This window comes from Selenomonadales bacterium 4137-cl (genome assembly GCA_032334055.1).
In the GTDB taxonomy this organism is placed as follows: Bacteria; Bacillota; Negativicutes; order Sporomusales; family UBA7701; genus Anaeroselena; species Anaeroselena agilis.
In genome coordinates, this window is record JAUOZS010000001.1 from 13,529 (window position 1) to 34,798 (window position 21,270).

Annotated in this window: 29 protein-coding genes and 3 riboswitches; of the genes, 26 read left to right on the forward strand and 3 right to left on the reverse strand. The window is 55.2% G+C overall.

The genetic code is table 11. The features are described 5' to 3' along the window. Positions 1–117 precede the first annotated feature (117 nt). On the reverse strand, positions 118–360 hold the full coding sequence (locus Q4T40_00075; GenBank protein ID MDT8899641.1) for an SHOCT domain-containing protein: 243 nt from the start codon (positions 358–360) through the stop codon (positions 118–120). Between the two features lie 639 nt (positions 361–999). On the opposite strand from Q4T40_00075, the gene Q4T40_00080 reads away from it, so the two are divergent. Genes Q4T40_00080 through Q4T40_00095 form a run of 4 tightly spaced genes read left to right on the forward strand, consistent with a single transcriptional unit; the run spans position 1,000 to position 3,867 of the window. Further along, positions 1,000–2,403: a Na+/H+ antiporter NhaC family protein gene (locus tag Q4T40_00080; GenBank protein ID MDT8899642.1), complete on the forward strand. Its 1,404-nt coding sequence runs from the start codon at positions 1,000–1,002 to the stop codon at positions 2,401–2,403. A gap of 43 nt (positions 2,404–2,446) precedes the next feature. After that, on the forward strand, positions 2,447–3,169 hold the full coding sequence (locus Q4T40_00085; protein MDT8899643.1) for a DUF421 domain-containing protein: 723 nt from the start codon (positions 2,447–2,449) through the stop codon (positions 3,167–3,169). Beyond that, positions 3,162–3,350 carry a hypothetical protein gene (locus tag Q4T40_00090; protein ID MDT8899644.1) on the forward strand — a complete coding sequence of 63 codons (189 nt, stop codon included), beginning with the start codon at positions 3,162–3,164 and terminating at the stop codon, positions 3,348–3,350. The genes Q4T40_00085 and Q4T40_00090 overlap by 8 nt, the downstream gene beginning before the upstream one ends. Continuing rightward, positions 3,319–3,867 carry a DUF421 domain-containing protein gene (locus Q4T40_00095; GenBank protein ID MDT8899645.1) on the forward strand — a complete coding sequence of 183 codons (549 nt, stop codon included), beginning with the start codon at positions 3,319–3,321 and terminating at the stop codon, positions 3,865–3,867. The genes Q4T40_00090 and Q4T40_00095 overlap by 32 nt, the downstream gene beginning before the upstream one ends. Positions 3,868–4,074: 207 nt before the next feature. Here Q4T40_00095 and Q4T40_00100 read toward each other — a convergent pair whose 3' ends face one another. Beyond that, positions 4,075–4,506, reverse strand: a complete 432-nt coding sequence (locus Q4T40_00100; GenBank protein MDT8899646.1) for a hypothetical protein — start codon at positions 4,504–4,506, stop codon at positions 4,075–4,077. 190 nt (positions 4,507–4,696) lie between these two features. Here Q4T40_00100 and Q4T40_00105 point away from each other — a divergent pair, with 190 nt between their 5' ends. The 15 genes from Q4T40_00105 (at position 4,697) to Q4T40_00175 (ending at position 14,915) form a co-directional block, all read left to right on the forward strand. Further along, the gene (locus tag Q4T40_00105; GenBank protein MDT8899647.1) at positions 4,697–5,029 is read left to right on the forward strand and encodes a DUF2680 domain-containing protein; all 333 of its coding nucleotides are present in this window, start codon (positions 4,697–4,699) and stop codon (positions 5,027–5,029) included. 321 nt (positions 5,030–5,350) lie between these two features. Next, positions 5,351–6,049 (forward strand): response regulator transcription factor, encoded by a 699-nt coding sequence (locus Q4T40_00110; protein MDT8899648.1) that lies wholly within the window; start codon positions 5,351–5,353, stop codon positions 6,047–6,049. Beyond that, positions 6,046–7,173: an ATP-binding protein gene (locus tag Q4T40_00115; protein ID MDT8899649.1), complete on the forward strand. Its 1,128-nt coding sequence runs from the start codon at positions 6,046–6,048 to the stop codon at positions 7,171–7,173. Before Q4T40_00110 ends, Q4T40_00115 begins: the two co-directional genes overlap by 4 nt. 341 nt (positions 7,174–7,514) lie before the next feature. Beyond that, positions 7,515–7,676: a hypothetical protein gene (locus Q4T40_00120; protein MDT8899650.1), complete on the forward strand. Its 162-nt coding sequence runs from the start codon at positions 7,515–7,517 to the stop codon at positions 7,674–7,676. Between the two features lie 256 nt (positions 7,677–7,932). Then, positions 7,933–8,574 carry a GGDEF domain-containing protein gene (locus Q4T40_00125; GenBank protein ID MDT8899651.1) on the forward strand — a complete coding sequence of 214 codons (642 nt, stop codon included), beginning with the start codon at positions 7,933–7,935 and terminating at the stop codon, positions 8,572–8,574. Positions 8,575–8,622: 48 nt separating this feature from the next. Beyond that, the gene (locus Q4T40_00130) at positions 8,623–9,897 is read left to right on the forward strand and encodes an HD domain-containing protein (protein MDT8899652.1); all 1,275 of its coding nucleotides are present in this window, start codon (positions 8,623–8,625) and stop codon (positions 9,895–9,897) included. A gap of 241 nt (positions 9,898–10,138) precedes the next feature. After that, positions 10,139–10,543 carry a hypothetical protein gene (locus Q4T40_00135; protein ID MDT8899653.1) on the forward strand — a complete coding sequence of 135 codons (405 nt, stop codon included), beginning with the start codon at positions 10,139–10,141 and terminating at the stop codon, positions 10,541–10,543. Between the two features lie 365 nt (positions 10,544–10,908). Next, positions 10,909–11,463 carry a LemA family protein gene (locus tag Q4T40_00140; protein ID MDT8899654.1) on the forward strand — a complete coding sequence of 185 codons (555 nt, stop codon included), beginning with the start codon at positions 10,909–10,911 and terminating at the stop codon, positions 11,461–11,463. A gap of 18 nt (positions 11,464–11,481) precedes the next feature. Beyond that, the gene (locus tag Q4T40_00145; protein MDT8899655.1) at positions 11,482–12,249 is read left to right on the forward strand and encodes a TPM domain-containing protein; all 768 of its coding nucleotides are present in this window, start codon (positions 11,482–11,484) and stop codon (positions 12,247–12,249) included. A gap of 57 nt (positions 12,250–12,306) precedes the next feature. After that, positions 12,307–12,582 carry a DUF2933 domain-containing protein gene (locus Q4T40_00150; protein MDT8899656.1) on the forward strand — a complete coding sequence of 92 codons (276 nt, stop codon included), beginning with the start codon at positions 12,307–12,309 and terminating at the stop codon, positions 12,580–12,582. Positions 12,583–12,584: 2 nt separating this feature from the next. Beyond that, on the forward strand, positions 12,585–12,773 hold the full coding sequence (locus Q4T40_00155; GenBank protein ID MDT8899657.1) for a hypothetical protein: 189 nt from the start codon (positions 12,585–12,587) through the stop codon (positions 12,771–12,773). A 61-nt stretch (positions 12,774–12,834) separates the two neighbouring features. After that, positions 12,835–13,245: a heavy metal-associated domain-containing protein gene (locus Q4T40_00160; GenBank protein MDT8899658.1), complete on the forward strand. Its 411-nt coding sequence runs from the start codon at positions 12,835–12,837 to the stop codon at positions 13,243–13,245. A gap of 20 nt (positions 13,246–13,265) precedes the next feature. Beyond that, positions 13,266–14,090, forward strand: coding sequence for a prolipoprotein diacylglyceryl transferase (lgt, locus tag Q4T40_00165; GenBank protein ID MDT8899659.1), 825 nt, complete (start codon positions 13,266–13,268; stop codon positions 14,088–14,090). 30 nt (positions 14,091–14,120) lie between these two features. Continuing rightward, the gene (locus Q4T40_00170) at positions 14,121–14,777 is read left to right on the forward strand and encodes an isoprenylcysteine carboxylmethyltransferase family protein (protein MDT8899660.1); all 657 of its coding nucleotides are present in this window, start codon (positions 14,121–14,123) and stop codon (positions 14,775–14,777) included. A 15-nt stretch (positions 14,778–14,792) separates the two neighbouring features. Next, positions 14,793–14,915, forward strand: a complete 123-nt coding sequence (locus tag Q4T40_00175; GenBank protein MDT8899661.1) for a hypothetical protein — start codon at positions 14,793–14,795, stop codon at positions 14,913–14,915. A gap of 191 nt (positions 14,916–15,106) precedes the next feature. Here the strand turns inward: Q4T40_00175 and Q4T40_00180 are convergent, their stop codons facing one another. After that, positions 15,107–15,256 carry a DUF1540 domain-containing protein gene (locus tag Q4T40_00180; GenBank protein ID MDT8899662.1) on the reverse strand — a complete coding sequence of 50 codons (150 nt, stop codon included), beginning with the start codon at positions 15,254–15,256 and terminating at the stop codon, positions 15,107–15,109. Between the two features lie 80 nt (positions 15,257–15,336). After that, a riboswitch (cyclic di-AMP (ydaO/yuaA leader) is annotated at positions 15,337–15,459 on the forward strand. On the opposite strand from Q4T40_00180, the gene Q4T40_00185 reads away from it, so the two are divergent. The 7 genes from Q4T40_00185 to cysK all read left to right on the forward strand — a co-directional run bounded on the left by Q4T40_00185 (position 15,459) and on the right by cysK (position 21,211). Beyond that, positions 15,459–16,148 carry an NlpC/P60 family protein gene (locus tag Q4T40_00185; protein MDT8899663.1) on the forward strand — a complete coding sequence of 230 codons (690 nt, stop codon included), beginning with the start codon at positions 15,459–15,461 and terminating at the stop codon, positions 16,146–16,148. (Overlaps the previous riboswitch by 1 nt.) A 154-nt stretch (positions 16,149–16,302) precedes the next feature. Further along, a riboswitch (SAM riboswitch) is annotated at positions 16,303–16,403 on the forward strand. A 212-nt stretch (positions 16,404–16,615) separates the two neighbouring features. Continuing rightward, a complete protein-coding gene (locus Q4T40_00190; GenBank protein MDT8899664.1) occupies positions 16,616–17,434 on the forward strand; it encodes a MetQ/NlpA family ABC transporter substrate-binding protein in 819 nt (272 codons plus the stop codon). A 35-nt stretch (positions 17,435–17,469) separates the two neighbouring features. After that, a complete protein-coding gene (locus tag Q4T40_00195) occupies positions 17,470–18,528 on the forward strand; it encodes a methionine ABC transporter ATP-binding protein (GenBank protein ID MDT8899665.1) in 1,059 nt (352 codons plus the stop codon). Then, positions 18,497–19,150, forward strand: coding sequence for a methionine ABC transporter permease (locus tag Q4T40_00200; protein ID MDT8899666.1), 654 nt, complete (start codon positions 18,497–18,499; stop codon positions 19,148–19,150). The genes Q4T40_00195 and Q4T40_00200 overlap by 32 nt, the downstream gene beginning before the upstream one ends. Before the next feature lie 80 nt (positions 19,151–19,230). Further along, positions 19,231–19,331, forward strand: a riboswitch (SAM riboswitch). A gap of 120 nt (positions 19,332–19,451) precedes the next feature. Continuing rightward, positions 19,452–19,613 carry a YezD family protein gene (locus Q4T40_00205; protein MDT8899667.1) on the forward strand — a complete coding sequence of 54 codons (162 nt, stop codon included), beginning with the start codon at positions 19,452–19,454 and terminating at the stop codon, positions 19,611–19,613. A gap of 23 nt (positions 19,614–19,636) precedes the next feature. Next, positions 19,637–19,828 carry a YezD family protein gene (locus Q4T40_00210; protein MDT8899668.1) on the forward strand — a complete coding sequence of 64 codons (192 nt, stop codon included), beginning with the start codon at positions 19,637–19,639 and terminating at the stop codon, positions 19,826–19,828. A gap of 450 nt (positions 19,829–20,278) precedes the next feature. Next, positions 20,279–21,211 (forward strand): cysteine synthase A, encoded by a 933-nt coding sequence (cysK, locus tag Q4T40_00215; protein ID MDT8899669.1) that lies wholly within the window; start codon positions 20,279–20,281, stop codon positions 21,209–21,211. Positions 21,212–21,270: the final 59 nt, after the last annotated feature.

Below are 21,270 nucleotides of genomic sequence, written 5' to 3' on the forward strand. Positions count from 1 at the left end.
CGTTTATCTTTTAAGATTCGGTGCTGTTGTAAGGATCGATTAGAATGCCCTCCATATTGGTGATAGGAAAAAGAACCCGCGGCGTGAACACCGCGGGTTTCGCATGGTTGTCTAAATCTAGGCAAGCTCTTTCTTCATCATCTGGTAGTCTTCGAGGGAATTTTCACCGTTGGCGTAGCGCTGTTTCAGGATTGCTTCGGCCTTGCGATCTCCAGAGTATTGTTCTGCGCCGCGGAATAGCGACCGGAAGAGCCAGATGGCGGCGAGCACCACCATTACCGCGAAGGCTATATGCACTACTACTCCGAGAATCATGGCCAGCCAGCCGAGAGGGCCATTTAACCCGTACATCATCATCATGGTGAGGACCTCCTGTTTATTAGTAATCTTTGTTTGGTTTCATTATAGGATGACAATATGAAAATCCTGTGTAGAGATTGTGCGAATCTGGTGTTATTTTCGGGACCCTTAATCAACTTGCGGTCGCAATGCATTATTGAGTAATGTTTTGGGTATAAACAGATCGCCAAAATGGCAGATTATTAGCATTCGGAATAAAGGCAGGCGATAGCAGGGGTGCCGTAACTACGATGACGAAGTCGCTGTAAAGGTGCATCGACGCTTGCACGCGCTGTGCCCAGGCATGCAACGAGTGCTTCGGGGCCTGCCTTGAGGAAGCCGATGTCGGGGCTCGCAAACGGTGTGTCGCAACATTGGTCGAGTGCGCGGAGATGTGCCGGATTGCGGCGGCCTACATGGCGAGGGACAGCGAACACGCGAAGGCTTTGTGCGGACTGTGCGCCCAGTTGTGCGAGAAGTTCGCAGGAGTGCTCGATATTCAAGGACGCCCCACTGCCAGGGATGCGCTAATAATTGCCGGGATTGCGTGGCCGAGTGCCGTAAGATGGCCGGGCTTTAAAGGAGCGACAAATAATGTAGTTCCCCCGATGGATGGCTTCCGGGCCAGCGAGTCGGGGGGATTTTTCGGAGTGGATAAATGTGAATTGGTTTGCGGTGATTCCGCCGCTGATAACGATAGTGCTCACTTTCTGGACGAAGAAGCTTATTCCGTCCCTGCTCGCGGGGGTGGTGGCGGGCGCGGTGATGACCCAGGAATCGGCGATCGCGGGCGTAGGGGCGATAGGCGGCTACATAGTGGACGCGGTGGCCGAGAAGGACAGCGCGTATACTCTGAGTTTCCTGATCGCCTTCGGGTCGCTGGCGGAGTTGATCGAGATGGCTGGCGGCATAGCCGGGTTCAGCAAGCGGGTCGAGAAGTGGGCGACGACGGAGAAGGGCGTTCTCGGCTGGGGCTGGCTGCTAAGTGTCATCACTTTTTTCGATAGTTCGTTCCATACCATTGCCGTCGGCACCGTGCTAAGTCCGCTGGTGGAGAAGGTCAAAGGCTCCAGGGAGAAGTTCGCCTTCATTCTCTCGGTGACAAGCCTGCAGCTGATTCTGCTCATTCCCATCGCTACGTCGTACCTTGGTTATATGGTAACGCTCGTCACCAACAATACCAAGGATCTGGACTTGGGGCGGAGCGCTTATACGGTCGTGGCGCAGAGCGTGATTTGGAACTTCTTTTCTATAGCGATGCTCCTGCTGGCAGGCGGCGTCACCTTGTTCGGGCTGTGGTTCGGCAAGGTCGTCCTCGGCAAGGCCCCCGCCGAGGAGGAGGAACTCACCGAGGCCCACCTGGAAAAGGAAGAGGCGGCTAACACGCCGGTGGAGGAGCATCCCCGCCGGGCGAGGAATCTGGTCATCCCGGTTTTGGCGCTGCTCGCCAGCACGATCTTCTTTTTCTGGTGGACAGGCAGGGAAAAGGCCTCAGGTTTCGTCGGGGCGCTGACAAACGCCGATTTCAACGTGGCGATCTTCGCCGGCATACTGGTGGCGATTTCGGTAGCGATCGTGTATTTCCTGTTTCAGAAGATCAGCCTGGCGGAGATCGAGTCGCACATCATCATCGGCGCCGAGAAGGTGCTATCCCTGGTGATGATACTTGTCCTGAGCTGGGCGCTTACCGGGGTGACGCGCGATCTCGGCTTCGACGCCCTCATCAGCCAGGGCGTCATCGGCATGGTTCCGGCTGCTTTCATCCCCGCCCTGACGTTTGCGTTCGCGGGGGCGATTTCTTACACTATTGGTTCCTCATGGGCGACCTGGGCGCTGGTCATGCCGATGGCGGTAACCTTTGCGGCGAATACCGGCATCGATGTCGCGATTATGGTGGGAACGGTGTGGGCGGGGGGAGCGGTTACCGATGTAGTGTCGCCCTTGTCGGCCCAGATGGCCGGCATCTCCTTCGGAAGGCATCTTACGACCGGGCTGCCGTATGTCATCGCCGGCGCCGTTCTGGCCGCCGCCGGGTATATTCTGGTGGGGCTGTTTTTCTTGTAGGGACGATAGCGCTCTGAGCAGAAGAAAAAATTGGAGGACAGGCATGTTTGAGGAAATCGTATCCGGGAGTAAAGATTTACCTCTTGGGGGCACCGTTGTCAGGGTGGCGATTTTGTATATAGCCCTGATTATGGCTACACGGATCATGCGGGAAAGGCAGGTAGGGATTCTGTCGGGCCACAATTATCTCGTGGCGGCAGGCATCGTTAGCCTGGCGGCGGTGAGGATGGTGAATCCCAAAAGCTCGCTCATCGAGGTCTTGGTCATCATCTTCACCTATGCCACAGTTAATGCTCTAACCTCATATATCGATATAAAATACCCGCGGCTGATGGACAGAATCGCCGTTCCCCTGGTTCTGAAAGGGCAGGTCATAAAGAAAAACCTTGATGCCACCCATATAACCCTTGATAACCTGCTCGCCCAGCTCCGCCTGAAGGAGGCCGGGAACCTGACCGAAGTGGAAGAGGTGTATCTCGAACCGACGGGTAAAATCAATGTCATGAAAAAGCCTGCTGCTTCGCCTCCCACTAAAAGTCAGATGAATATTGCGGCAAACCCGGTAGTCTTCCCCGAGGTGGTTATCTACGACGGCAGGGTGCAGGAGGCAAGCCTGAAGAGAGCGGGCTATGACCGCCGATGGCTGGAAGGCAGGGTTAAGGCGGTATATCCTGAAAAAACCGCTACCGACGTTTTTCTTGGGATTATCGAGACTGACGGCAGCCTGTATCTGAGTTCGGGGGAGGAGGCGGTTTTCCGTGCTTGAGATTCTCGGCTCGGCAGAAAAGCTGTCGCCATTCGGCTTTTTTGTACGGGCAATTTTGGTAGGCTTCGGGATATACCTGCTGGGTCGATACCTGCCAAGACGGGCCGGAGGGCCTTTTTCGGCATACGATTTTCGCCTTCTTCTGGATGATGGGCGGCCTGGCGGCGTCGCCGCTTTATGAGGCCAAAATCGGTTTCGCGCCAACGGCGGCGGCGGTCATAACCGTATATTCACTTCATTATCTCCTTTCGGCGGCGGCAACGAAGAGCCGCACCTTTGCGAAGCTGCTGATGGGGGAACCGAGGGTACTGATCGCTAACGGCAAGTTGATACGGGCGAATATGAAGAAGAGCCTCCTGCCGCTGGAGATATTGATGTCGGAATTGCGGACGATGAGCGTATTCAATATCAGTGAAGTCGAATACGCCATAATGGAAACGAGCGGACATGTAAGCGTCATAAAAAAAACCGGGCACGGTCCCGCTACCGCCAAGGATCTCAATGTGCCCGCACCTGCCAAGCCTGCGCCGCTGGTCGTCGTCAATGAAGGCCGTGTGGTCGAAGAAAGCATCACGCGGCTCGGCTACTCCTTCTCCGGCTTCACGGACTTCTTCTCGCGGAATTGCCCGCACCCGATAAGCGCGATATATGTCGCGACGCTTGATAAGGAAGGCACTTTGTATTATTCGGAGATGTAGAAGAAAACCGGGCTTCGTGCCCGGTTTTCTCTAGGCGTTTTCAAAATTTCTCCCTTCGTCGGCCGGATGGCCAGGGTTGATATATACTAAATCGGCAATCAAAAACGGCGGCGGATGATGAACGATAAGGCTTTTCACGCGAGGGCCGCCAAGGGGACTAAAGCCACCAGGCAAGTAAGAATTTGTTTGGTGGCTTTAGTCACAAAATTATTTTTTTAACGCTTCCTGGGCTACCGGCCTGATACGCGGGTCTTTGAGCATATCTGTGAGAGTGTCTTTCATGCCCGGGTCGGCCATAATGTCAACCATCGTTTTCCGCATGTCCGGATTGGACATGACTTTAACCATCGCCTGCCTCGCTGCTGGGTCATTCATAGTCTGGACCATGCCCTTTTGCATCTCGGGAGATTTCATCATATCGACCATGACTGGCCGCATCTTGTCGGAACTCATAATATTAACCATCGATTTCCGCGCTTCGGGCGAGGCCATGGCGGTAGCCATCATTTCGGGATTGCTGTTCATCATGTAAACAGCGTCGGTTTGGCCCATCATTTTCTGCTGCGCGCACCCGGCAGCCAGCGCTATCATCAGAATAGCGGCCAGCAGCGGTACTGCGATGCAACTGTTAAAACGCACTTATATTCCTCCTTTAAGAGTTAGTATTATCCTCTCTAGCAAGGCGGTAAAGGCCGCTTCCTCCGTATTATGGAAAGGGCGGCGGTATATTATTCATATAAAACGACATGGCTTTTTCATAAAGCCTTCATAAGTTATTCAAAATCCCTTGGTAATATTAAGGCAGAACCAAAACAAAGGAGGCAACAATATGAAAAAAGCGTTAATCCTGTCGGTGGTAGCTGCTTTGGTGGTTGTGCTGGGAGCATCCTTCGTATCGGCCGCTGCACCGGAGCGGTCTGAGAACTCCGGCCCGATGATGAACTATGACCAGATGCAGCAAATGCATCAACAGATGGTCGATCAGCATGTGAAAGACGGATTTCTGACCCAGGAGCAGGCCCAGGCGATGAATGAGCATATGAGCGGCATGTCGTCAATGATGAAGGACATGGGATCTACGATGAACGGCGGTATGATGGGTTCGGGCTCCATGATGGGCGGTAACGGCAATGGGATGATGGGTGGCAGCAATCAGAAGTAAGCAACAAAAGCGCGGTGTAGGCCGCGCTTTGTTGCTTATGCGCCGTGACGAGTTACGGCGATATCTTCACCTACTTGATGAATAGCGGTGCCGCCGATAACTCCTTTTACGCACTCGTAAAGCCGCGGATATATTTAGAAAATAGATAAGAATATCGTAATTTGTTCACAATTTATTCATAATCTCTTGGTAAACTATAAGTGCATTCAGAAAGGGTGGAGGCCGCTACAGGGAAGACGGGCCACTCAGACGAGTCTCGCTATGCTTACGGGCATAACTGGATGGTCAAAGCCAATGTGAGGAGAGAAAGGGGGAGGCTCCATGTCGTACCAAACGGTGTTCATAGTCGACGACGACATCAAGATAACAAAGCTGCTAAAGTCTTATTTCGATAAGGAAGGTTTCATTACTTATCTTGCCCATGACGGCGCGAGCGCCGTTCAGTCCATCAAGGACAAAAATCCGGATATAGTGATATTGGATCTGATGCTGCCCGGCATGGATGGCTGGGAGATCTGCCGCAAACTGCGCCGGGAAAGCGATGTGCCCATCATCATGCTAACCGCCCGCGACGAGGAGACGGACCGCGTCATCGGGCTGGAGATGGGGGCCGACGACTATGTCACCAAACCGTTCAGCCCGCGCGAAGTGGTTGCACGGACAAAAGCCATTTTGCGCCGGACGCAGAAGACTGCCGCCAAGTCTGATCCGATCAGGGTGGGGGAGTTGTTGATCGACGCGGAACGTCATCTGGTCAAAAAGGGCAACAACGAGCTAGATCTGACGCCGACGGAGTTCAAAATCCTCGAACTGCTAGCAACCAACGCCGGTCGGGTATTGACCAGGCTGCAGATTGTCGAGCGGGTGCAGGGCTATTCCTTCGAGGGGTACGAGCGAACTGTCGACGCCCATATGAAAAATCTGCGGCGCAAAATCGAGGATAATCCGAAAGAGCCCCGCCACATTGTTACGATATATGGGGTGGGCTACAGGTTCGTCGTCGGCGGTGACGGCGAATGACCAGCATTACCTACCGCATAACCGGCTTGATGTTTCTGGCCATCACTTTCACGGTATTCTTGCTGATTTTCCTCGCCAACCAGCAGATGACCAATCTGTTCCAAAATTACCTGGCGGACTTGTACGAGCATTCGGCCGGACACATCATGGGTCCAAACATGATGGGCATGCAGGGCATGATGGGCCTGCAGGAACAGGAGTTTCTCAGCTCGGTTCATGATTCGCTGATCTGGGTGGGATCGGCCATTATAATTGTCGGGTTGGCGGCCAGCTACGCGCTTGCCCGCAGCATTACCGTACCTCTTCGTAAACTGAACGCCGGGGTGCGGGAAATCGAACGCGGCAATCTATCCCACAAGGTGGAGGTGGACTCAAACGACGAGGTTCAGCAGCTTGCCGCCGCCTTCAACCGCATGGTCGCCGCCCTTGAAACGAATAACAGGCTGCGTAAACAGCTTCTCGCCGATATCGCCCATGAGCTTAAGTCGCCTTTGGCAGTGATCCAGGGTAACCTCGAAGGCATGATTGACGGCGTCATCGACACCGACAAGGAGCAGTTGACGTCGTTGTTTGAGGAATCGGTCCATCTCAACAGACTAATCAACGACCTCCGGGACCTTTCGCTTGCTGAGGCCGGCCAATTGTCGCTGGAGAGGGCTCCCGCCGACATCAATCAGCTTGTATCCCACGCGGTCGGCATGGTGAAGCACCTGGCGGAGGGCAAGAGCATAGAGGTAAATTGCGTCCTGGGCGAACTGCCACCGGTCGAGGTTGACGCGAACCGCATGCGGCAGGTCATCTTTAATCTGCTGACGAACGCGGTTCGTTACACGGATACGGGCGGCAGAGTAATGGTGGAAACCGCCGCCGAGCGCCACGAGGGAAAGAACTGGGTCGCAATCTCGGTTCGCGATACCGGACAGGGGATAGCTCCCGAAGACCTGCCGCATATATTCGACCATTTCTACCGGGCGGACAAGTCGCGCAACCGCAAGAGCGGGGGAACAGGCATCGGTCTGGCTATCGTTAAGCAGCTGGTGGAAACCCATGGCGGCAAAGTCGTTGTCGCCAGCAAGCCTAGCGAAGGAAGCTGTTTTACGGTAGTGCTCCCTATGGCTGCGTAAGCGCACAGGCTCCATGGCAAAGTAGGCTGCCGGTTGCCGGTAGCCTGGAATTTTACATAAAGCTGGCGAGGTGATAGGAATTGATGCTGATATTACTGGCTCTTAGTGTTCTGTTTCTTATCTATGTTCTCAACGCCGTGCTTCACATTGAAATGCCCGAAGATCGTCGTGAATAGCGGCAACGAACGCCGTTTTCCGCCATGCGGAGAGGGGCAGCCAGCGGCGCGTCACCGACAATAAAAACGATAAATATCATAACATTCTCACAATGTCTCCATTAGATATTCATAATAGTATTGTAGGATATTATTAGAACGATAAATTCAGAGGAGGAAATGACCATGAGTAAAAAGATTACAGTGGCTATCCTGTTCGCGATGTTACTTTCGGTGCCGTTCGGATTGTCTTATTTTGCCGGAAAGGATGCAGTATCCGGCATGTCGGCGAATAAAGCGGTGGCATTCTACCACAATACGTCGCCGGACTGCAACGATCACGTGTAGGCCACCGGAAACGGTTTCCCACGTAGCGGTCGCTGGCATCCGGATTTAGATTGACAATGTCAGTGGCACAAAAATTTAATGTAATAACGCCTCTACAAGAAAAGTTGCCGGTAAAACCGGCAACTTTTCTTGTAAAAGCCGCGAGAGCGGGGAAATCTTGGTTTTTCCACGCAACCTTCACACGATATTCATATTTTTTCAGTACAATAAAGATGAAAAGATTGGAAAGCGGGCGGAGGGAGTGTTACTGTTGGCGATGCTAGTCAATTGGCCCCTTTTAATGGGCGGTGGAGCGCTCGTATTTGGAGTAAGCACATATATAGTGCATACAATATCGCCCGAAACAGGTCTGCCGGTTTGGCTGCTTTTTATTGCCCTGCAGTCGGTGGCCGGTTTGATGATAGGCTTTATTATCCAACGGCTGCAAACCATGGCATACACGGATGGGCTAACGAAGGTATGGAACAGGCATTACCTTAACAAGCTGAGGACATGGCTCCATTCCGGGAAGGCAGACATCGGCGGTTTAAGCGTAATAATACTCGATGTCGATAATTTTAAGCAAATCAACGATAGCGAAGGGCATCTGGCCGGCGACGATGTTTTGGTTCATATCGCGCAAATTCTGCGGCATAATGCACGTCAAACCGATATTATCGTCCGCCTGGGGGGCGACGAATTCCTGATACTATTGCCGGGAACCCAGCTCGAGGATGCGAAAGCGGCGGCGGAAAGAATCAGACGTGATATCCGAAGCTGCCCGCGCAGTTATAACGTCACGGTAAGCACCGGCATTACCTCCTTTGTCGGGCCGACCGGCATCCGCGAGGTTATCGCTGAGGCGGACCAGGCCTTATACCGGGCTAAAGACAGTAAAGCTGCGACTATTCCTCAGTAAGCCGAAAACGCCAAATTCCGGTCAAGGGCTAAAAGGAGGGCAGAATTGATGTCGCTGCGTTCGAGGATTTTTATTGCAATATTCATGCTGGCCACGGCGATTTCCCTTGCCCTGTCATATACACTGTTTACCCACATGCGCGATAACCATATCGAGACGTTGCAAAAGGACCTGACGACAATTGCGTCAATAGCTGCGTGGCAAATCAACGGCGATGACATCACGTACGAGTTGAGAAATCGGCGGATCATGGAAGCTGTGGCCAACAGCGCCGGCATATACCGGGCCTTTCTTGTCAAATCCGTTCCTTCCCGAGACTTTTTGTGGGAAAGCATCGGTCGCGGCGCTGTTCACGCCGGTGACGGGGGGGTTACCGGTTACGGAACCGTTTTCGACGCCAGAGGAGATGCGGTGGCCTTGCTCGGCGTCGAGGCGGACGCGGCCACCATCGACCAGAATATCAAGCATCTGGCGCTGCGGATTCTGCTCATCGCCCTCGCGGCAATCGGCCTGAGCGGATTAGGAAGTTTTATCCTGGCGCGGGCGTTTACCAAGAGGATAGGTGCTCTGGAGGCGGCGCTGTCCGAGATCGCGACAGGGAAATACGAAACAAGCCTTGAGGTAAACCAGCAGGAGGAAACTGCCCGTCTGGCGAGGATAATCAACGAGCTTGCCGCCAATTTGCACAAACGGCGGTCCGAACAGCTGGTATCCGCTATAGAGGCCTTGGTTGCAGCGCTGGACGCGAAAGATGCCTATACATACGGCCATTCGTCCGAAGTCGCCCTGATAGCTGAGAGAATGGCGGAATATATGGGGCAATCGGAGGAGGATTTGTTCAGAATCAGATTCGCGGCTCTCTTGCACGATATTGGCAAGATTGGCGTTCCCGACAGCATTCTTAACAAGCACGGCCCGTTAAGTCATGAAGAACGGGCTTGCATTCAGCAGCATCCGAAGCTGGGCGCGAAAATTATCGCCGGGATTCCGGCCATGCACGATATTGCCGAAATTATCCTGCACCATCACGAGTGCTGGGACGGGCGGGGTTACCCTGAGGGCCTCGCGGGGTCGCACATCCCGCTTGGCGCGCGGATTATAGCGATAGCGGACGCGTATCAGGCTATGACATCGGACCGCCCGTACCGTAAAGGCATGTCGCGCGATGAAGCGATGGCCGAGATTTGCCGATGCTCCGGCACCCAGTTCGATCCCGCGCTGGTAGCAGTATTCCAGCGTACGGGGGGGCGGGGCGTTGCCCCGGAAGGAACGGGGCCACCCACGATTGTGCGCGTACATAACTTCAACAGATATTCTTCATAAGATATTCAAAATGATTGCTTATAGTATAGATAATACCTGTGAAAGGGGGCTTCCCCAATCCAGGGAAAATCCGGGCAATAGTTGTCAGCGCGGGGCCGATGGCGTTGCCGGATACAGCCCCATGCTACGGACCAGGGATCGTATGTTCGCCGAAGGCGCACCGTGTTGTGTCCAAAAGTTTAACAGATGCCTGCAACCTCCTTATTTCTGATGAATAACGTAAATGAACGGAGAGACAAAAATGGGCAAAAGCGAATGTGCTGGGGGCGCGGCAAGCGCGAAAAGAGAGAAAAGTGTCCTTGAAGCGGTAGGGTCGGTCCTGCTTGCGATCGTTGCGTCGTCGCACCACTGGGTGCACACGATCCTCATCGCGCTTGGTTTGACCACAATCGGTTCGGGGCTGCTGTCTCTTCCCGGGCCGTTCAAAATCCTCTTTTTACTTGTTTCGCTGGCGATTTCGGTCCGGTTTATTTTTGTCGCGAGGCAGAAATGGCGGCAGGACCGTGCCGTTGCCTGGGTATACCTGATTTCCTCGGTTATCTCCATCGTGTTGGTTGCCACAGCTGTGCCGCAAACAGCCGGGGAATTATTTAACCAGTCCGCGCAACCAATCATAGAAGGCCACCAGCAGCACCACAGCCAATAGAGGCTGGCAGCCGCGATTTCCGTGGCAGGGCTGGCGACATCGCTATATTGTAACTTGTCTTTGCCTTGAGCTTTAAAAAATGCTAGTCAGGAACCGAGCGGTGATCTTTAAATGAAAACTCTTGTCATAGACGAGAAACTGAAGCCTTCACCAGGTTGCAGCTTGTGGAGCGTATCCAGCAGCTACGAAGGCTATTATGAGCGGGACCATCGATTCGTACGCGCAAGGTCGCTTCCAGAGCCGCCGGGCATCGCCCGGCGGCTTTGTTCATAAAACACATCAGTTTTTCAGAATGCCTTCATAATTTGTTCAAACTGTTTTGTTATCCTGAATACGAAAAGAGCCATGGAGAGGCGGTAAGATTTATGAACAAGGCCTTGTTGTTGTTGTTGGCACTAATCGTGATGGTTGTCGCAGGCGGTATCGGCGGCTATAACGATCTGGTCGGCGCCAATGAAAACGTTGACGGCAAGTGGAGCCAGATTGATACTCAACTCCAACGCCGCGCCGATTTAATCCCCAACCTGGTGAATTCGGTTAAGGGCTATGCGGCGCACGAACAGCAGGCTATCCAGGCTGTGGCCGACGCCCGGGCAAAACTGGCGGGGGCGCAGGGACCGGCAGCCAAGGCGCAAGCCAATGGCGAACTCAGCGGTGCCCTTAACAGGCTGCTGGTGGTGGCCGAGAATTACCCCAATTTGAAAGCTGACGCGAACTTCCAGTCGCTCATGAACGAGCTGAGCGGAACGGAGAACCGGATTGCCGCCGCCCGCAAGGATTACAACGATTCGGTCCAGGTCTTCAACGGCAGGATTCGCTCCTTCCCGACCAACTTGTACGCCCGCGCTGTCGGCTTCGGCCCCAAGGATTATTTCCGGGCGGATGAAGGCGCGAAGCAGGTGCCCCGGGTCAAATTCTAACGGCGAGCTGGTGATTTTATGAGAAAGTGGCTGGCCCGACTTGTATTGGGAACAGTTTTCCTGCTGGCGACCAGCGGAGCCGTAACTTCGGCCCAGATACAGATTCCCCCGGCCCCGACGGGCAACGGCCTCTATGTCCAGGATAATGCCGGCGTGTTAGCTGCTGCAACCAAACACAAAATCAATAGGCTGGGGGCGGCCATAGCTGAAAAAACAACTGCCCAGCTAGTCGTGGTGACAGTGAATACGCTGGACGGACAGCCGATTGAAGAATATTCACGGGAACTTTTGCGGCGATGGGGTATTGGGGACAAAACGGCAAACAACGGTATGCTGGTTTTGATCTCCGTGCAGGAACGCAAAGCGCGCATCGAAGTGGGCTACGGCCTCGAAGGAGCGCTGCCAGACGCCAAAGCCGGCGCTGTGCTGGACGATGCGATGATGCCGTATTTCCGGCAGGGTGACTATGACCGCGGGGTTCTGACCGGCTATTCGGCCCTGGCAAGCATTGTAGCGAAGGAGTACAACGTTGATTTAGCCCGGGCGCCGCCAAACGTCACGGCGAAAAAGGGCGGCGGGCTTAATGAACTATGGCGGGGCTTCCCCTGGTGGCTGCAACTGCTGAGCATCACCGGGGCCTTCATCCTCATCGCTATCGATTGGGCATTCCTGGGTGGCAGATTGACCTTCCTTGCTCTTGCCCTGTTGAATTCGCGGGGGAGAGGCTCCCGCGGCGGCTTCGGCGGCGGATCAGGCGGCGGCGGCGGAGCCGGCCGCGGCTGGTGAATGGTATCGATTGAAAATTTTTCGGGTTTCATGTCCAAAGCATAAGGAGGGGAAGGCATGTCCAATATTCAGGAGCCTGACAAGAAAAAAGAAGATTGCCACGGCGGGAAAGGCGGTCACAGCGGGTTCAAGCATGGCTTGATGATGCTTTTGTGCTGTCTCGTGCCGCTGGGACTGGCATTCGCATTGAATGCGATGGGTTACGGCACGATCGCCGGTTACCTGGTTTTCCTGCTGTGCCCGCTCATGCATATTTTTATGATGCGCGGCATGTTTAAAGGGAAAAGCCGCGAGCAGGACAACGCGGCATCCATGGCCGAGAAAGGAGCCTAGGGATGGAAGAAGCTGTAGTTCACGCATATCGTATGGCCAGATCAAAGGATCTCTTCACAATTACACAGATACTGGAAAAGCTTCTGCGGCAAAAAAAGGCGGCCTCCGCGACAGCCTATGAAATCACCATCGGGCAAGTCCGCGACATTCTACAACGGCGAAGGCTGAAATACTATTCTCAGCAGACCTAGCAACCGACAGCAGTAACCTTTGTGCAATTGGAAGCTACTAAGGCAGAAGGGAATGAATGATATGGATTGGGGCAATCTGGGGTACATTGTAGTGTTCGGAGCTATGGCTTTTATGATGTTCCGGGGCGGCGGCTGCTGCGGCGGCGGCCATCGCGGGGGGCACAACGACGGCCGTAACGGTTCGCATAGCGGCCATGGCGGCTGTTGCGGGGGAGGCTCCGTTCCCGAGCACCAGCCCAGGCAGACGGGAAACATGGCGGAGAACGCCACCACGACCCGGTTTGGTGTCACAGGGATGACCTGTCAGCACTGTGCGGGGACTATCGAGAAAGCGCTGCTCGCCACGGCCGGGGTCAATGGTGCCAGGGTCTCGCTTGCGGATAAAACAGCAGAAGTGACTTTCGATCCGGCCGTTGTTACCGTCGAAGACTTGAAAAGAACTGTCCGGGAGGCCGGTTACCAGCCGCAATAGACACAGCAGGGAGGTAAAAGATGCACCCAATACTATTCACAATAGGTGATTTTCATATCCGCGTATGGGGGATCATGGTGGGTCTCGGTATTATCGCCGGTTATCTGCTGGTTGTCCGGTTGGCGAAAGGCAGCCGGTTTACCGAGGAGATACTGACGGAATACCTGCTCTATGGGACGATCGCCGGCTTTGTCGGCGCCAGGGTGTGGGAAATCGTCTTCACCTGGCAAAACTATGCCGCTGAGCCGATTCGGGCCCTGATGTTCTGGCAGGGTGGCCTGTCTATCCAGGGAGCGGTGGTTGCCAACGTGCTGCTGGCGTGGTGGTATATGCGCCGGAAAAAGCTATCGTTCCGGCAATTCGCCGACCTGGGCGCCATCGGCCTGATCCTGGGACAGGCTTTCGGCCGCATCGGCTGCTTCTTCAACGGGGACGCGTACGGTATGCCGACCGACGCCTGGTACGGGGTGATCTACCAGCCGGGCACACCGGCCTATAACGCCTGGGGGCCGAAGCCGCTGGTGCCGGCCGAACTGTTCGAAGCTATTCTGGACTTTGGCATCCTGGCCATCCTTTTGCTGATATTTCGCCGCAAGAAATTTGACGGCCAGGTGGCTTTGTGGTACTTCATCCTTTACTCCACGGCTCGGTTTTTCCTGGAGTTTCTCCGCGCCGACAGCCTCATGATCGGCGAACTTAAGGCCGCCCAGGTTACCGCGGCTCTGATGGCGGCAATTGCCGGGGGCGGGCTGCTATGGATGATGAACAGGCCGGCTCCGCTGATGGCGGTGCCGTCGTCGAAACAGCGGGCCAGTAAGAAGCGGCGTCTGGCTCCCATTAAGTAACTTAAGAAGAATCGGAAGGAGAAATGCAGATTGGCTGAGTATGGACTATGGCCGTTGGTGCTCATAAACACATTGATATTCGTGGTATTCGCCTTCAGTTTCGCGCGGCCCCGCACAGGGCGGGATTGGCGTTCCTTCGGGGCATTCGCGGCGTTCATCGTCGCCCTGTTTACGGAGATGTACGGCTTCCCGCTCACTCTTTATCTGTTGTCGGGCTGGCTGGGGAGCAAATACCCCCAATTGGCCATGTTTTCGCACAATGGGGGCCATCTTTGGTATACCGTGTTCGGCCTCAAGGGCGATCCACACCAATACCCAATCCACGCACTGAGCGATTGGCTGATCATGGGCGGCATGCTGTTCTTGGCGGTAACCTGGCGGTACCTGTACAAGGCTCAACGGGAAGGTAGAGTGGCCACCAATGGTCCTTACGCTTTCGTGCGTCATCCCCAGTACGTAGCCTTTATCACGATCATGGCGGGCTTCCTGATCCAGTGGCCAACCATCCTGACTGTACCGATGTTCCCCATTTTGGTATATATGTATATCCGCCTCGCCAGGCTGGAGGAAAAAGAGTCACTCGCCTACTTCGGCGAGGAGTACGCCAAGTATATGGCGGCGACGCCGGGCTTTTTCCCCAAACTGCCGCGCTTTCTCAGGATGAGAGAAGCCGACAAGAAGCTCTGAGCAGGAGGATAGGTTGTGGAACAACAGCAGCAGGAGGAGCTTACTCCCGCCCAGCAGACGATATTGCAGGGGCTGAAATATGGGGCCTATGTTGCCGTCTTTATGGCGATGGTCTGGATTATGCACGGCCCGCAATAACAGCTAGAAATAGCAATATAGCTTTTGCTTGCAAGGAGGTGAAAAACCAATGACGTGGATGGTGCTTCGTCCGGTGACCCATTGCAAAGAGGGACACTCTATCCAGTCCCGGGCAGGACGGTAAAAGGCCCGTGTCCAGCAAACCGGCACGGCTAAATTGCCGTGCCGGTTTGTCAGCTAACCTGGCCGTTTCATTTGGATTTGAACGTGCTGCAGCAGGTTCCGTCAGGAGACTTAACCTGCCGGTCGCCGCTTGACATAACCTCAATGCCGTCGGCGTGGCACTCGAATTTCTGATTGTAATGGCATTCCTCGCACATACATTTCATTACCTTGGACATGACAACACCTCCTGATAAGTAGTATTTCCGGGTGGATGTCGACACATGTGCTAGGTTAAAACACTTTTCACAACGAGCATATTTAAGTTTAGCCGAATCCACAAGGAGCGGGGGAACCGATTATGAGGGGTGAAGCAGTGATGCAGGGAGAGCCTTTTGCCCTAACCCGGCAGCTAACTCCGTAGGCTTGGAAGGGCGAGAGATGAAGGAATACAGAGCGAAGTTGGCAAGTCTGCCCTTGCTTTTCGGGATGGTTTTGTTTTTGTTTGCCGTTCCGGGCCAAGCCGCGTCGCTGCTGCAATATAGCGACAAGGGCGAAGAAGTGGCCAAGCTCCAGGAGCGTCTCGGGACATTGGGGTTTTACGCCGGGGTTAACGACGGTATCTTTGGCGAGGAAACCAAGCAGGCCGTCAAGTCGTTCCAGCGGTCATTCAATCTGGACGCTGACGGTATCGTCGGACAGGCTACCTGGAAGGCGCTGCGGGACGCCAGACCGGCGGTCAGCCGCTATCGAAGCGGAAGCCTGCTCGCTGAGCAGATTATCCGGACGACCATGAAATACCGGGGTGTTCCGTACTTATGGGGAGGGACTACTCCTGCGGGATTTGACTGCTCCGGGTTTACCCAGTTCGTTCTTGCCCAATATGGAATCAAGTTACCCAGGACCGCCGACCTTCAATATCAGGCTGGTATACCGGTGGGCTATTCCCAGCTCAGCCCGGGCGATTTGGTGTTTTTTAGCACGTATGAACCGGGGCCTTCTCATAACGGGATATACATCGGCAACGGATATTTCATCAGTGCCACGTCAAGCCGCGGGGTGGCGGTAGACCCGTTGGCAAGTCCCTACTGGAAAGCGCGCTACATAGGGGCCCGGAGAATTATCAGATAGCAATACACTAAATTTTCATAGTTCCTCCACGGCACCATTATCGTTCCGGTAGGTCGCTTACCGTCTGCGGCGTCGGGAATAGGTGAGCAATCGGTACAAAAGTGTTGACAGTATCCGCGGCCCGTGTTAATATCAAAAACAATTAAATCAACTACTCTTATCGAGAGAGGTCGAGGGACTGGCCCGATGACACCCGGCAACCGGCGGCGACGCAGTGGTGCCAAATCCAGCAGGAGCAATCCTGGCAGATGAGAGGAGAGGGATATTGCAATTAAACGCCCTTCCTCGAAGGGCGTTTTTTTAATACCCGCATATACAGGCTTGGCTGATCAGACACACTGAAGGCCGAGGCTATCCCGGCAGGGGCAGCCTTGGCCTTTTCATTTTCAGCAAGCGACGAGGAGGCGGTAAGGTACGAATTTTTCCGGTTAAACCAGATTCACCAGCAAAGAAATGGAGGAGAAATGATGAAGAAAGTAGCTTCGGTAGTGGCGATTATAGGAATCGTGGCGACGCTGGTGGCTGGGTGCGGCGGCCAAAAGGCGGCCTCGCCCTCCCCGACGGAGAAAAAGAGTATCAAGGTGGGCGTGACCGCCGGCCCGCACGCCGAAATCATGGAGACGGTGAAAAAGATTGCTGCCAAGGACGGGCTAGAGATCCAAATAATTGAGTTCAGCGATTACATTACGCCCAACGTCGCTCTCAGCCAGGGTGACATCGACGCCAACAGCTACCAGCACCAACCGTTCCTGGACAATCAGGTCAAGGACCGCAAGTACAAGATCGTCTCCATCGGCAAGACGGTGATCTTCCCGATGGGCGTTTACTCGAAGAAGATCAAGAATTTAGCCGACGTGAAGAATGGGGCGACGGTCGCTATTCCCAACGATCCCAGCAACGGCGGCCGGGCGCTGCTACTCCTGGAGAAGGCCAACCTTATCGAGCTGAAACCCGAGGCGGGCATCAAGGCTACGGTCGCCGACATCACCGCCAACCCGAAAAGCATCAAGATCAAGGAAATCGACGCCGCCCAGATTCCGCGGTCGCTCGACGATGTGGACGTCGCCGCCATCAATACCAACTATGCCATTTTGGCTGGGCTCGTCCCCACCAAGGACGCGCTTGCGATCGAAAACGCCGATTCGCCTTATGCGAACGTGATTGCAGTAAGGACGAAGGACAAAGACAACGCAGCTTTCCAGAAACTCCTGAAGGCTTACCATTCGGCGGAAGTCAAGCATTGGATCGAGGAGAAGTACAAGGGCACGTTTGTCCCGACCTGGTAGCATGGTCCGGATGCACGGAATAGGAGAGAGAGTAGATGATCAAGTTAGCGGGAATCGAGAAGGAATACCGCGGGACGGCCGGGCCGATCAGGGCGCTGCAAGGCGTCGACCTCGGCGTGCGGGCCGGCGAGATTTACGGCATCATCGGCAAGAGCGGCGCGGGGAAAAGTACGCTCATCCGTTGCATCAACATGCTGGAAAAGCCGACCGCCGGTCGGGTAACGGTGGATGGCGAGGAACTGACGACCTTGTCGGACCGGCAACTGCGCGAGGTCCGCAAGAAGATCGGCATGATTTTTCAGCATTTCAACCTGATCTCCTGCCGGACGGTGTTGGAAAATGTGGCCTTCCCGCTCGAACTGGCCGGGAAGAGCCGTCAGGAGATCGCGGCCGAGGTATTGCCGCTGCTGGAGTTGGTCGGCCTCGCCGACCGCAGGGACCAGTACCCGGCGCAGCTTAGCGGCGGGCAGAAGCAGCGGGTGGCCATCGCCCGGGCGCTGGCTAACAAGCCCAAGGTGCTGCTGTGCGACGAGGCTACGTCAGCCCTTGATCCGCAGACGACGCGGGCGATTCTCGAACTGCTGAGAGACATCAACCGCAAGCTGCAGCTGACCATCGTGCTTATCACCCACGAGATGCAGGTCATCAAGGAGATCTGCGACCGGGTGGCGGTTATAGAGGACGGCACCATCATCGAGCAAGGGGCGGTGATCGACCTGTTCGTTAGACCGCAGACGGCCACGACGCGCGAATTCGTTCGCACTATTATTAATCACGAACTGCCCGCCATCCTCACCGCCCACGACTTTTCCCCCCTTCCGCACGATGGCAGCAGTCTGATGCTACGGATAATCTTCCTGGGCGGCTCGGCCGAAGAGCCGGTTATCGCCCAGATCATCCGTAAATTCAACATCGAAGTGAATATTCTGTTCGGCAATATCGACACCATCCAGGATACCCTCTTCGGCACTTTAGTCGTGGAACTGGCCGGCGAGCAGGCGGCCATCAAAAGCGCGCTGCATTATCTCCAGACGCACGATCTCGGAATAGAGGTGATTGGTTATGTCGCAAGACATCATCGGATTACTGGCTGATTCGCTGCTGGAGACGCTCTATATGGTGGGCGTATCGGCGCTGGTAGCGGTGCTGGCGGGAATCCCCCTCGGTATCGTGCTGGTGACGACCGGCAGGGGCCACATCATGGAGCACGGGAAGTTCAACGCGGTGCTAGGGGGCATCGTAAACGCCACCCGCTCGACGCCTTTCATCATCCTGATGGTGGCGATCATCCCCCTGACGCGGGAGATCGCCGGCACGTCGATCGGTACGAACGCCGCTATCGTACCCCTCAGCATCGCGGCCATCCCATTTCTGGCGCGGATTGTCGAGGCGGCAATCCGCGAGGTGGATCACGGTGTCATTGAGGCGGCCCAGGCGATGGGGGCGTCGCCGCTGCAGATTATCCGCAAGGTGCTCATTCCCGAGGCACTCCCCGCGCTCGTGCTCGGCGTTACCATCACGGTCGTCAGCCTGATCGGGTATTCGGCCATGGCGGGAGCGGTCGGCGGCGGCGGTCTGGGTGATTTGGCGATCCGCTACGGTTATCAGCGTTTCCGGCCGGATGTTATGCTGTCGACAGTCGTCACCCTGATCGCGACGGTGCAGGTCGTCCAGTCCTGCGGCGACAGGCTGGCGAGGGGCCTGAACAAACGCTGACGCCGCAGGGGAAATAGGTTTATTCTGATATTGACTTTGTTTATAATTCCGTGTAATATGTTAAGCAATCGAATAGAACACTCTTATCGAGAGAGGTCGAGGGACTGGCCCGATGACACCCGGCAACCGGCGGCGACGCAGTGGTGCCAAATCCAGCAGGAGCAATCCTGGCAGATGAGAGGAGAGGGATATTGAAGATGAGTCCTTTCCTCCGGGGAGGGACTTTTTTGTTGCCGCTGCCCAGGGTCGGCGGCTACGCGAGGGCAAATCAGCAAACAATATGCTTGCGGAGGGAAAAGAAATGGCGGAGAAAAAGCTCCCGGCGCAGGATAGTCTGCCGCCGAGGGTGTGGGAAAAGATCGAGACGGCGGTGAGGGGCATCGGTTACGGCTCGATAACGGTCGTTGTCCAGGATGGAAAGGTGATCCAGATCGAGATAAACGAGAAAATCCGGCTGGCTTAATGAGGATGTAGAGGAGACCAACGATGGACGCGAGGAAAAACGGTGCCGGCAGCTCGGACTTTCAGGCTTTGCGGACGGAGATATCAAAAGCTCTCGGCGGTCTGCAATACGGGCAGGTGGTCATCCTGATAAAAGACGGAAAGGTCACTCAGATCGACCGGACGGAAAAGAGGCGCCTGCCCAGCCTCCAAGGAATTAATGGCGAAGGAATATGATTTCGCAAGCAGGTGTTGACACAAGTGGGAGCGTGTGCTAAGCTGGTTGCAAAGCAGATATTGTAGCTGATCAGCAAGACTGAAGGCTGAGGATGTCCCGTCAGGGACATGTCCTCAGCCTTGTTTGTTTTCGATATTCTCGCTGGGAGGTGATTATGTGCCGGATATTAACGCAAAACTGCACAAACTCAAGGACCTGCTGGCCGGGATGGGCAGCATTCTTTAAAGGACAGGTCAGGGTCAGGCACCACGGCGCATTGGCTCGGATCGAGGTGGACGACGGGGGACTGGCCCGCTTCGCCGCCCCGGCTATGGCGAAGGGGATCAACTTGCAAATGAAGGCTCTCGGCTTTCATCTACGTGGCGGTCGACCTTGCCGGCTACCGCACCGGCAGCATGAATAAGGTGTTGGATAAGAAATAATCAAAAAGGCACAGGAGGCAAAACACAATGGCTAAAATCGCGAAAAATCTAACCGATCTTATCGGTAATACCCCGCTGCTCGAACTGGCGAACTACGGCGAAAGCAAAGGAGTGGGCGCCAGAATAGTCGCCAAGCTCGAATACTTCAATCCGCTGTCGAGCGTCAAGGACCGTATCGGTTATGCCATGATCCAGGACGCCGAGGACAGGGGCCTCATCAACAAGGATAGCGTCATCATCGAGCCGACCAGCGGCAACACCGGCATCGCCCTGGCCTTCGTCGCCGCCGCCAAAGGGTACCGCCTCATTTTGACCATGCCGGAAACCTTCAGCATTGAGCGGCGGAACTTGCTGAAGGCGCTCGGTGCCGAACTGGTGCCTACGCCGGGAGCCGAGGGGATGAAGGGGGCCATCGCCCGGGCCGGGGAGCTGGCGGCGAACACGGCCAATTCCTTCGTGCCCCAGCAGTTCAAGAACCCGGCCAACCCCGCCGTCCACCGCCGTACGACCGCCGAAGAGATATGGAAGGACACCGACGGGCAGGTCGACATCTTCGTCGCCGGCGTCGGCACCGGCGGCACTGTTACCGGCGTTGGTGAAGTCCTTAAAGCGCGCAAGCCGGGACTCAAAGTCGTCGCCGTCGAACCCGCCGACTCGCCCGTGCTCTCGGGCGGCAAGGCCGGTTCGCATAAGATCCAGGGCATCGGCGCCGGCTTTGTGCCCGACGTCCTTAATGTTAAGATTATCGACGAGATCATCAAGGTCAGGAACGAAGACGCTTTCGCCACCTCCCGGGCGCTGGCAAAATTGGAAGGGCTGCTTGTCGGCATATCCAGCGGCGCCGTCGCCCACGCCGCCACCCAACTGGCCCTCAACCCCGAGAACGCCGGTAAGACCATTGTCGCGCTGCTGCCGGATACGGGGGAAAGATATCTTTCCACGCCGCTGTTTCAGGAATAACGTGGCTTCCGGAAATTTGCGTAGGGGAGAAATTATTCTTTTTTCAGCCACTAGTCTGG

Coding starts and splice junctions, on each gene's coding strand:
- Q4T40_00075 (MDT8899641.1), bottom strand. CDS start 360: ATGATGATGATGTACGGGTTAAATGGCCCTCTCGGCTGGCTGGCCATG.
- Q4T40_00085 (MDT8899643.1), top strand. CDS start 2,447: ATGTTTGAGGAAATCGTATCCGGGAGTAAAGATTTACCTCTTGGGGGC.
- Q4T40_00095 (MDT8899645.1), top strand. CDS start 3,319: ATGGGCGGCCTGGCGGCGTCGCCGCTTTATGAGGCCAAAATCGGTTTC.
- Q4T40_00105 (MDT8899647.1), top strand. CDS start 4,697: ATGAAAAAAGCGTTAATCCTGTCGGTGGTAGCTGCTTTGGTGGTTGTG.
- Q4T40_00110 (MDT8899648.1), top strand. CDS start 5,351: ATGTCGTACCAAACGGTGTTCATAGTCGACGACGACATCAAGATAACA.
- Q4T40_00115 (MDT8899649.1), top strand. CDS start 6,046: ATGACCAGCATTACCTACCGCATAACCGGCTTGATGTTTCTGGCCATC.
- Q4T40_00120 (MDT8899650.1), top strand. CDS start 7,515: ATGAGTAAAAAGATTACAGTGGCTATCCTGTTCGCGATGTTACTTTCG.
- Q4T40_00125 (MDT8899651.1), top strand. CDS start 7,933: ATGCTAGTCAATTGGCCCCTTTTAATGGGCGGTGGAGCGCTCGTATTT.
- Q4T40_00130 (MDT8899652.1), top strand. CDS start 8,623: ATGTCGCTGCGTTCGAGGATTTTTATTGCAATATTCATGCTGGCCACG.
- Q4T40_00135 (MDT8899653.1), top strand. CDS start 10,139: ATGGGCAAAAGCGAATGTGCTGGGGGCGCGGCAAGCGCGAAAAGAGAG.
- Q4T40_00140 (MDT8899654.1), top strand. CDS start 10,909: ATGAACAAGGCCTTGTTGTTGTTGTTGGCACTAATCGTGATGGTTGTC.
- Q4T40_00145 (MDT8899655.1), top strand. CDS start 11,482: ATGAGAAAGTGGCTGGCCCGACTTGTATTGGGAACAGTTTTCCTGCTG.
- Q4T40_00150 (MDT8899656.1), top strand. CDS start 12,307: ATGTCCAATATTCAGGAGCCTGACAAGAAAAAAGAAGATTGCCACGGC.
- Q4T40_00155 (MDT8899657.1), top strand. CDS start 12,585: ATGGAAGAAGCTGTAGTTCACGCATATCGTATGGCCAGATCAAAGGAT.
- Q4T40_00160 (MDT8899658.1), top strand. CDS start 12,835: ATGGATTGGGGCAATCTGGGGTACATTGTAGTGTTCGGAGCTATGGCT.
- lgt (MDT8899659.1), top strand. CDS start 13,266: ATGCACCCAATACTATTCACAATAGGTGATTTTCATATCCGCGTATGG.
- Q4T40_00180 (MDT8899662.1), bottom strand. CDS start 15,256: ATGTCCAAGGTAATGAAATGTATGTGCGAGGAATGCCATTACAATCAG.
- Q4T40_00185 (MDT8899663.1), top strand. CDS start 15,459: ATGAAGGAATACAGAGCGAAGTTGGCAAGTCTGCCCTTGCTTTTCGGG.
- Q4T40_00190 (MDT8899664.1), top strand. CDS start 16,616: ATGAAGAAAGTAGCTTCGGTAGTGGCGATTATAGGAATCGTGGCGACG.
- Q4T40_00195 (MDT8899665.1), top strand. CDS start 17,470: ATGATCAAGTTAGCGGGAATCGAGAAGGAATACCGCGGGACGGCCGGG.
- Q4T40_00200 (MDT8899666.1), top strand. CDS start 18,497: ATGTCGCAAGACATCATCGGATTACTGGCTGATTCGCTGCTGGAGACG.
- Q4T40_00205 (MDT8899667.1), top strand. CDS start 19,452: ATGGCGGAGAAAAAGCTCCCGGCGCAGGATAGTCTGCCGCCGAGGGTG.
- Q4T40_00210 (MDT8899668.1), top strand. CDS start 19,637: ATGGACGCGAGGAAAAACGGTGCCGGCAGCTCGGACTTTCAGGCTTTG.
- cysK (MDT8899669.1), top strand. CDS start 20,279: ATGGCTAAAATCGCGAAAAATCTAACCGATCTTATCGGTAATACCCCG.